Origin of the sequence: Kribbella sp. (genome assembly GCF_035655035.1) — a bacterium.
Lineage (GTDB): Bacteria > Actinomycetota > Actinomycetes > Propionibacteriales > Kribbellaceae > Kribbella.
Genome location: NZ_DASRVN010000553.1, coordinates 1 through 8,576, shown reverse-complemented (window position 1 = coordinate 8,576; position 8,576 = coordinate 1). Strand labels below are relative to the sequence as shown.

Annotated in this window: 10 protein-coding genes; 7 read left to right on the top strand and 3 right to left on the bottom strand. The window is 69.1% G+C overall.

Annotated features, from left to right (window positions below):
• Window positions 1–251 precede the first annotated feature (251 nt).
• Together VFF46_RS29795 and VFF46_RS29790 are read left to right on the top strand one after the other, a co-directional pair.
• Window positions 252–770, top strand: coding sequence for a SigE family RNA polymerase sigma factor (locus tag VFF46_RS29795; protein ID WP_325040553.1), 519 nt, complete (start codon window positions 252–254; stop codon window positions 768–770).
• Window positions 767–1,882 (top strand): hypothetical protein, encoded by a 1,116-nt coding sequence (locus VFF46_RS29790; RefSeq protein WP_325040552.1) that lies wholly within the window; start codon window positions 767–769, stop codon window positions 1,880–1,882. The genes VFF46_RS29795 and VFF46_RS29790 overlap by 4 nt, the downstream gene beginning before the upstream one ends.
• Before the next feature lie 40 nt (window positions 1,883–1,922).
• Here VFF46_RS29790 and VFF46_RS29785 read toward each other — a convergent pair whose 3' ends face one another.
• The gene (locus VFF46_RS29785) at window positions 1,923–2,426 is read right to left on the bottom strand and encodes a DinB family protein (RefSeq protein WP_325040551.1); all 504 of its coding nucleotides are present in this window, start codon (window positions 2,424–2,426) and stop codon (window positions 1,923–1,925) included.
• Window positions 2,423–3,220, bottom strand: coding sequence for a helix-turn-helix transcriptional regulator (locus tag VFF46_RS29780; protein WP_325040550.1), 798 nt, complete (start codon window positions 3,218–3,220; stop codon window positions 2,423–2,425). The genes VFF46_RS29785 and VFF46_RS29780 overlap by 4 nt, the downstream gene beginning before the upstream one ends.
• A gap of 113 nt (window positions 3,221–3,333) precedes the next feature.
• Between VFF46_RS29780 and VFF46_RS29775 the strand changes: the two genes are divergently transcribed.
• From VFF46_RS29775 to VFF46_RS29765, 3 genes are all read left to right on the top strand, one after another.
• Window positions 3,334–3,696, top strand: coding sequence for a nuclear transport factor 2 family protein (locus VFF46_RS29775; protein WP_325040549.1), 363 nt, complete (start codon window positions 3,334–3,336; stop codon window positions 3,694–3,696).
• Between the two features lie 72 nt (window positions 3,697–3,768).
• The gene (locus VFF46_RS29770; RefSeq protein WP_325040548.1) at window positions 3,769–5,178 is read left to right on the top strand and encodes an alpha/beta hydrolase; all 1,410 of its coding nucleotides are present in this window, start codon (window positions 3,769–3,771) and stop codon (window positions 5,176–5,178) included.
• A gap of 41 nt (window positions 5,179–5,219) precedes the next feature.
• Window positions 5,220–5,957, top strand: a complete 738-nt coding sequence (locus tag VFF46_RS29765; RefSeq protein ID WP_325040547.1) for a phytanoyl-CoA dioxygenase family protein — start codon at window positions 5,220–5,222, stop codon at window positions 5,955–5,957.
• Here the strand turns inward: VFF46_RS29765 and VFF46_RS29760 are convergent.
• Entirely contained in the window at window positions 5,938–6,795 is an 858-nt protein-coding gene (locus VFF46_RS29760; RefSeq protein ID WP_325040546.1) for an aminoglycoside phosphotransferase family protein, read from the bottom strand. The two genes, VFF46_RS29765 and VFF46_RS29760, sit on opposite strands and share 20 nt — an antisense overlap.
• 88 nt (window positions 6,796–6,883) lie before the next feature.
• On the opposite strand from VFF46_RS29760, the gene VFF46_RS29755 reads away from it, so the two are divergent.
• Together VFF46_RS29755 and VFF46_RS29750 are read left to right on the top strand one after the other, a co-directional pair.
• Entirely contained in the window at window positions 6,884–7,675 is a 792-nt protein-coding gene (locus tag VFF46_RS29755; protein ID WP_325040545.1) for a methyltransferase domain-containing protein, read from the top strand.
• 460 nt (window positions 7,676–8,135) lie between these two features.
• A complete protein-coding gene (locus VFF46_RS29750; RefSeq protein ID WP_325040544.1) occupies window positions 8,136–8,432 on the top strand; it encodes a hypothetical protein in 297 nt (98 codons plus the stop codon).
• The last annotated feature ends 144 nt before the right edge of the window (window positions 8,433–8,576 follow it).

Genomic DNA, 8,576 nt, shown 5'->3' with positions numbered 1-8,576 from the left:
AGCGTAAAGGTCGCGGCAAGGATGGCCGCGGCAGCCGAGAGACAGGCTGCGGACGTACTTCTACGGGTGATACGCATGGGCGGAACCTCCGGGGCGGTGAAGGTGCGTGCCCACCCAATGTGACTCATCGACATCGCTCGTGGCTAGCCCGTCAATAAATTTCTTGGCCGGAGTTGGTGACGAAACAGAACCCGATCGGTCGCTCACCGGGTTTGGACCGGTGTGACAGAGGCTGAGGCTGAGGAGAATCGATGACCCGGACCGCGGACGCCGACTTCGAGCGCTTCGTGCAGGCGCAGTCGACCCCTTTGCTCCGCTTCGCGGAGATGCTGTGCGGCGATCGGCACACCGCCGAGGACCTCGTGCAGCAGGCGTTGATGCGGTCCTACCCGAAATGGCACCGGCTGGAGGGCGACCCGCTGCGGTACGTCCGCCGGGTGCTGGTGAACCGCTTCCTCAGCCAGGCCCGCCGGCGCTGGAACAACGAAGTACCCAGTGATCCGGTGCTCAACGACTGGGACCAGCGAGCGGTGGCGGACTTCGCCGGGGAGGTGCAGACCAGGGAGGCCGTGCTCTCGGCCCTGAGCGGTCTGACCGTCCGGGAAAGAGCCGTGGTCGCGCTGCGCTACTCGCAGGATCTCTCCGAGGCCGAGACCGCCGAGCTGCTCGGTATGGCGCCCGGGACCGTGAAGAGTACGGCGTCCCGCGGGCTGGCCAAGTTGCGTCTGGCACCCGACCTGATCGACAGCGGAGTTGGAGGAAAGCGATGAGTGACGAGCAGGTACGCGACGCTCTCACGTACGAAATGGACCCCTGGCAGCCGAACGCCGCCGACCTGATGCGGCGCGGCAAGCGGCTGACCTGGCTGCGCCGCGGGCTGGCCGCAGCCGGTGTCACCGCGCTCGCAGGAACCGTTGCGACGGTGTCCGCGGCGGTGGGCGGACCGGCGCCGGTGAAGAACCTGCTGGCCGGTGGCGGCAAGCCGCCGGTGCCGGCGGTGATCCCGACCGACACCCCGAAGGTGCCGACGGTCGACCCGACCTGCCTCCCGCAGCAGCCGGCCAAGCCGCAGTTGCCGACGGTGACGGTCTCGGTGAACAAGACCATCGACCCGAACAACCCATCACTCCCGGCCAAGCCCACGCTCCCGGCCAAGCCGAACCTGCCGGCCGGGAAGCCGACCCTGCCGAGCAAGCCGTCGTTGCCCGGTACGCCGACCCTGCCGAGCAAGCCGAACCTGCCCAGCAAGCCGACCTTGCCGGGTACGCCGACGCTCCCGGGCAAGCCGACGCTCCCGTCGTCGAAGCCGACCCTGCCGTCGAAGCCGACGCTCCCGTCGACCAAGCCCACGCTGCCGTCCAAGCCGACGCTGCCGAAGGTCCCCTCGAGCAAGCCGACCCTGCCGAGCATGCCGACCCTGCCAGGCAAACCGACCCTGCCAGGCAAACCGACCTTGCCGGGCAAGGCGACGCTGCCGGGGAAGCCGAGCCTCCCGGGGAAGCCGAGTCTGCCCGCGAAGCCGACGCTGCCGGGCGAGCCCGCGGTCCCGACGGCGAAGCCGACCGCGGTCCCGTCGGTTAAGCTCCCGGACTGCGTGCACGGCGTACCGACCGAGCAGCCGACCGCGCCGAAGCCGACCCTGCCGACCGTGCCGGGCAAGCCGACCGGCGAGCCCTCCCTGCCGGTACCGCCGAAGCCCTCGGCTTCAGCAAGCGTCGAGGTGACGGTCGACCCGGGCACGCCGGCGATCCCCACCGCGAAGCCGACGCTCCCCTCCACGAAGCCGACGCTCCCCGGCAAGCCGGCCATCCCGGTCCCGACCGGAAAGCCGAGTCTCCCGACCCCGAGCTTCCCTACCGGCCACCCCTCCATCGGCCGCTAGGGCTCCCGGCCACCGGCGAGTAGGGGTCGACCCTGCAGCCCTACTCGCCGGTGGCACCGTCCGCGAGCTCGCGGGCCACGTCCAGGTGGCCCGCGTGCCTCGCGTATTCCTGGAGTACGTGAAACAGGATCCAGTTCAGCGTCGGCCGGTCGTCGGTCCCGAAACGGCCCCCGGCCGACGCGATCTCCGCAGGATCGCGGCCGCCCACCACCTGGCGGGTGAACTCCCCGCCGGCCCGCAGTTGAGCCAGCAAACCCGGGAGTGAATCGTCCGGCGTGACCGTCCACCGACCGTCCGGGTCGTCCGCCGAGTCACCCCACGGATGCTCGACCTGCTCGCCGACGAACCCCCAGCGGATCCACCGCCGCTCCATGAAGACCAGGTGCTTCAGCAGCTCCAGCGGCGTCCACCCCGATGGCAGCCGGCTGCTGCGCAGGTCGGCCTCGCTCAACCCGCTCAGCTTCGACGCGATGATGTCGCGGAAGTGTTCGAGGTTCTGCAGGTGCGATTCGATCGTGTCGGCGAGCTCGCGGTCCGGCTTCACGACAGCGCCCGCAGGTACTCGGCGGTCGCCTCGTCGGCCGGGTAGAACGACTCGATCATCAGCTCCGACACCGTCACGTCGAGCGGCGTACCGAACGTCGCGATCGTGGTCAGCAAGGACAGCTCCCGTCCGTCGTGGGTGAGATTGAACGGTACGACGACATCGGCCGGACCGGGCGCGGCCGCCGGCTGATCGTGGACGGCGTACCCGCGAAGTTCCTCGTACAGGTCCTGGAGCTCGGGGTCCGCCGTACTGGCGACCTGCCGCTGCAGGCTTCCGAGCGTGGCGGCGCGGACGTCGGCGAGGTTGCCGATCCGCCGGGCCAGGCCGTCGGGGTGCAGGGTCAGCCGGAGTGCGTTGATCGGTGCCTGCAGCAACTTCTCGTCGACGCCCGCGGTGAAGATCGCGATCCCGGCGTTCGCCTCGACGATGTTCCACCAGCGGTCGACGACGAGCGCCGGGTACGGCTCGTGGGCCTGCAGCAGGCGACGCAGCGTCGTACGGATCGCGAGCATCGCCGGCGAGTGCAGCGACGCCTCGCTGTAGATCGGCGCGAAACCACCCGCGAGCAGCAACTGGTTGCGGTCCCGCAGCGGTACGTCGAGGTGCTCGGCCAGCCGCAGCACCATGTCGCGACTGGGCCTCGACCGCCCGGTCTCCACGAAGCTCACGTGCCGCGTGGACACCTCGACCCGATTCGCCAGCTCGAGCTGACTGAGCCGCCGGCGCTCCCGCCAGCCGCGCAGCAGCTCACCCACCGGCCGCTGGAACGTCTCCTCGATCGTCGCTGCCATAGCCCCGACGTTATCGGGTCGCGTAGACAGTTCCATTACCTGTGAGGTCATCGACGGTATGCCGGTCCGGGCGGCAAGGTTCTGGTCATCACCACGAACCGAGGAGAAACACCATGAACGCAAAGGCTCTCGCCGACCAGTACTTCACGATGTGGAACGCCGCCGACGCCGACCGCCGGGCCGAGCTGATCGCGGCCACCTGGGCCGCGGACGCGACGTTCCAGGACCCGAGCTTCGAGACCACCGGCCACGACGAGCTGAACAAGTTGGTCGGTGCCGCACAGCACATGTTCCCGGGGCTGAGCTTCGTCCGGATCGGCGACATCGACGAGCACCACAACTACTTGCGCTGGACCTGGCACCTGCAGGCCGAGGGGCAGGAGCCGGTGGCCGGCGGTACCGACATCGTCGTCCTGGACCCCGACGGCAAGATCAAGAAGCTGATCGGATTCCACGACTTCGCACCCGCACACTAAGACCGCGGGCGGATGCGGAAGTAGCCGAACGGTTGATGTGAGCCGCGGGATCTGCCACATAGATTGGCGGGCATGCGGAGATCGTTGACAGCGGCATCGATAGCAGGAGCCGTGGTGCTGGCCGTCGTACCGGTGAGTACGGCGGCCGCCACGGAATCCCTGCACTGGAAGGAATGTAAGCCCGGCGCGGTCGAGCAGTGCGCGACGCTCACCGTGCCGCTGGACTGGTCGAGACCGTCCGGTCCGACCACGGACGTGTTCGTCGCGAAGGTGCCGGCGAAGGACCAGAAGCACAAGCTCGGCGCGCTGTTCTTCAACCCGGGTGGTCCCGGCGGCGCCGGCGGGTCGATCTTCGCGGCCGGGCTGGCGGACGCGGTGCTGCCGCAGTTCCGGGACAGGTACGACCTGGTCAGCTTCGATCCGCGCGGGACCGGGAGCAGCAGTCAGCTGGACTGCGGCCCGGTGCTGCGCCGTGGCGTACCGGTGTTCCCGAAGACCAAGGCGCAGTACGACGCTCTGGTCGCGTCGAGTCGTGCGACGGGTGAGCAGTGCCTGAAGCAGCACGGCGACCTGATGCGGAACCTGGACACCAGGACGGTCGCGCACGACATGGACGCGATCCGCGCGGCGCTCGGCGAGCGGAAACTCAACTACATCGGGCTGTCGTACGGGTCGTACCTGGGCACGCTGTATGCGCAGCAGTTCCCGCAGCGCGTCGGCCGGATGGTCCTCGACGGCATCGTCGACCACGAGCAGGGCGCGCTGAAATTCATGCTCGAAGAGGCGAAGGTGATGGAGGAGGGCTTCAACCGCTTCGCCGCATGGTGCTCGAAGGACACGTCGTGCGCGCTGCACGGGCAGGACGTCGGCGCGGTCTGGGACAGAACCGTCGCGAAGGCCGACAAGACTCCGTTGTCCGGGTCGGTGAGCGGTGATGTCCTCCGGATGGCGCTGCCGAATTTGTTGCCCTTGACATCGATGGTGTCGGACAACTGGCCGGTGCTCGCGACCGCGCTGGCGAAGGCGGCCAAGGGCGACGGCTCCGGCTTCGCGACCCTCAGCTACGACGGCGATCCCGAGACCGCGTATGCCGCCGTGTCCTGCATGGATCTCCCGGGTGAGCTGCACGGGTACGCCGATGCCCGGGCTCGGCTCGCGCTGGCGAAGGCGGTCGCGCCGCGGGTCGGCGCGGCGGTCGAGGGCTGGGCGATGACGGCTGCGTGCGCCGGCTGGCCGATCCCGCCGAGCAACCCGTGGCAGGCGACGCCGGTGCACGGTACGCCGCCGATCCTGATCACGTCCACGCTGCACGACCCGTCGACTCCGGTCGAGAACGCGCGCAGCCTGGCGCGGCAGATCGACCACAGCCGGCTGCTGACCGCCGACACCTTCGGGCACACGGCGTACTTCAACTCGGCCTGCGCGCGGGACCGGATCACCGACTACCTGCTGGACGGCAAGCTGCCTGCTCAGAGCTGTTAATTCGGTGGCAGGTCGTCGGCGGCGGGCGCACGATGGAGCGCATGCTCACCACCGAGGAGCTGGAAATCTTCGAGCGGGACGGGATCGTGAAGATCCCGTCCGCGTTCTCCGCCGACGAGGCCGCCGGGATGCGGGACGTGCTGTGGCGCGAACTGTCCGAGCGGCACGGGATGGATCGCGACGACCGTACGACGTGGACGGTGCTGCGGCCGACCGGTCTGAAGACCACCAAGTTCGACCGCCGGGCGCACGCGATCCTCGGGCCGCGGGTGCGGTCCGCGCTCGACGGTCTGCTGGGCGAGTGGATCGAGCCGAAGCACCAGGGCCAGGTGCTGGTGACGATGCCGGAGGGCGTGCCGTGGGCGGTGCCGCATCGGCAATGGCATACCGACGTGGGCTTCGACGAGCCGCTCGGCGCGGTGAAGATCTGGGCGTTCTACGACTCTGTCGGTCCGGGAGGCGGTGGGACGCCGCAGGTCGCCGGTTCGCACCGGGTGTTCGAGCGGTTCCTGACCACGACGGACGAGCGGGAGTTCAAGGCGGTCCGTGATCAGCTGCTGCGGTCCGATCCGTGGTTCCGGAACCTGACGTCGGAGCAGCGGAGGGTGGACCCGATGGAGGCGGCCGACCTGGACGGTCTGCCGGTCCGCGTCGTCGAGCTGACCGGTGAGCCGGGCGACGTTTACCTGACGCACCCGTGGATCCTGCACTCGATCGCGCCGAACGCGGCCGACGTACCGCGGATGATGCGCAGCCGGTTCATCTGGAAAGCGCGGTGACCAATCGGGCACACCGGACCGGGTCCTCGGTGAGGCCCGCCGAGAGTCCCCACAACCAGTAGTCGACGGTCCGCCACAGCACCCAGTCGCGGGCCCGGTCCCGGTCGAGTGCGGCCTCGGCGACCGCGAGGTCGAAGTACCGGACGATGTCGTCCATCTTGTCGAGGTCGCACCACAGGACCCGGCCGAGGTCGAACTCGATGTCGCCGCGGTACAGCACCGGGTCGACGGTCAGCCATGCCTCCCGTTGCCCCGCGAGTACCTGACCGGAGTGGAAGTCGCCGTTCACCGCTGCCGTGGAGGTGGTCTCGGTCGGCGCGACGTCGAGTGCCTCGCGCAGGATCGCGGCGTCGAACGGGCGACCGAGGCGTTCCCACTCCGGCTCCAGCTCGGCCGAGCGGGTGGTGACGATGTCCGCGGTCGAGCGTGCCTCGTCCGGCGCGGGTACCGCGAGGCGGCGCATCAGCTGCCCGAGTACGGCGACCGCCTCATCGATCGGGCGACTCGTCAACGGTGTGGACAACCGCTCAAGCAGCATCGCGCCCGCGTCGACGTCCGCGTCGTACAGCTGGGCCATGCCCCGCCCGGCCCACCAGCGCAGCGCCCAGACCTGATCGGTGACCTCCGCCCCCGGCGGCGACATCCGCAGTACGAATTCGTCCGCCCCGCGACTGACCGGTACGACGATTGCGTTAGACCCGTGTGAAACCGCTCCCACCACGGTCAGCCCCCACCGCGAACACTGCCGCTCCACCGCCACCGGAAGCTCCCGCAACCACCCGGCCCCTTCCGTCCACCACCGAGGCATCCGCAGAAACGACTCCGGCAAGGTAATCACCGCGTCAACCTATTGGGGCAAGTCGGGGCATCGCATCCGATGTGCATCTGCCCTCCCCGGGGGCGGGATCCGGGATCATGATGTGGGGATGGTTGATGTGGACGGGTTGCAGTTCGACGCGCAGGTGTCGGGGCGGATCGAGACGGTGTACATGACGCCGGATCTGGTCGAGCAGCGGCGGGCGGTGCGGGCGGCGCTGGCGCTGCGGCCGGGGGACCGGGTGCTGGACGTCGGCGTCGGGCCGGGGCTGCTGGCCGCGGAGATGGCCGGCGAGGTCGGGCCGGACGGGCGGATCTGCGGGATCGACATCAGCGACAGCATGCTGGCGATCGCGCGTACCAGGGTCGACGTACCGGACGGGCCCGGAATCGAGCTCGAGCAGGCGTCGGTGGACCGGATCCCGTACCCGGCGGAGAGCTTCGACGTGGTGGTGTCCACGCAGGTCTTCGAGTACCTCGCGGACGTGGCCGGCGCGTTGCGTGAGGTACGGCGGGTGCTGCGCCCGGCGGGTCGCGTCGTACTGCTGGACACGGACTGGGGTTCGCTGGTGTGGCGGTCGAACGACGACGCGCGGATGGCGCGGGTGCTGACCGCGTTCGAGGACCACCTGGCCGATCCGCATCTGCCACGGACGCTCGCCGACGTACTGGTGAAGACCGGATTCACGCCGACGCATCAGCAGGTGGTGCCGATCCTGAACACCACCTACGACCAGCGCACGTTCAGCGCCGGCCTGATCGACATCGTGTCGGACTTCGTCCCCGGCCACGGCGACCTGACGGCGGACGAGGCACGTGCCTGGGCGAACGACCTGCGCGACCTCGGCGACAACTACTTCTTCAGCCTGAACCGCTATCTGTTCGTCGCGTCCGCACTCTGAGACCGGAGTCGGCGGGTGCATCCTGGGAGTGACACACCCGCCGGACCGGTCGTTCTCCCGCCCCTCAGTGGGAGAACTCGTGGCTCGGTGAGCATCACCCATGCCCGAATGGCGCTGACCGAACCGCGGGACCACCTACAGGTACCCCACATTCGGCCCGGGCACACACCCTGGCACGCGAAGTCGTCGGAAAACTTCACATTCCTCAAACCTACAGAGTCCTCAGACGCCCTCTCAAGCGTCCCTGACCCGGCAACGGCCTACGCTGTACGGCGATTTCGCCGCACCGGGGTCGGTGCGCGAGGGGGAGGATCCGCCATGCCGGAAGTGTTCGACGACGAGCTGACCGCGGACCAGTTGGACGAACTGGAGGCGCGCGGCGCGGCCGACGACGCCGACGTCCTGCTCGGAGCCGGTGAATTAGATGCCTGAGGCAACGATAGTTCGGCGCGGGTTCACCATGAACCGGCGCACGGTGGCGATGGTCAAGGCCGCCGAGGGGCTGTACCACTCGAAGTTCGCGATCCTGCAGGGGTCGTACAACAAGGGCGGTGTGGAGGCGTCCGCCGGGACGCACGACGGCGGGGGCGCGGTCGACGTCGACGTACGGACGAAGAGCGCCGCGCAGCGGGTGGCCGTGGTGAAGGCGCTTCGCGAGGTCGGCTTCGCCGCGTGGCTGCGGACGCCGGCGCAGGTCAACTGGCCGCACCACGTGCACGGGATCCTGGCTGGGGTGCCGTGGCACCTGCACTTCTAGCGGGTGATCCGCAAGGTGCAGCTCCACTTCAAGCTCGAGGTCACCGGCATCTTCAACCCCGCAGTAGCCAATGAAATGAAACGCTACGGCTACAAGATCGTAGCCTGACCCAACGACAAGGCCCCACCGGTAGCAGCCGGTGGG